The organism is Rhodococcus sp. EPR-147 (assembly GCF_001647185.1).
In the GTDB taxonomy this organism is placed as follows: Bacteria; Actinomycetota; Actinomycetes; order Mycobacteriales; family Mycobacteriaceae; genus Rhodococcoides.
In genome coordinates, this window is record NZ_LVCU01000166.1 from 1 (window position 1) to 292 (window position 292).

General features: G+C 72.3%; 1 pseudogene. It reads left to right on the forward strand.

Annotated elements, in window-relative coordinates:
• Positions 1–292: pseudogene (locus A2J02_RS28130) on the forward strand (hypothetical protein); the annotation flags it as partial.

The window sequence follows — 292 nt, forward strand, 5'->3', positions numbered from 1 at the left end:
GTACCTGGAGCGCAGCACCCACTGCGGGTTCGGTCCCCACTCCGTACGTCGAGGCGTCGTCGGGAGGAGGCAACTCCGGGCGCGTCGATACGGGTGGCGTCGATGCGGGTGGCGTCGATTCGGGTGGCGGCAGACCCGGCGGGGGCAACTCCGGTGGCGGTGATTCCGGCGGTGATTCCGGCGGTGGCGACTCGGGTGGCGACTCGGGTGGCGAGGAACCGACGACCGTCGATCCCCCGCCCGAGCCGGAACCCGAAACCGAGGTGCCGTCCACGGACCCGTCCGAGCCGAC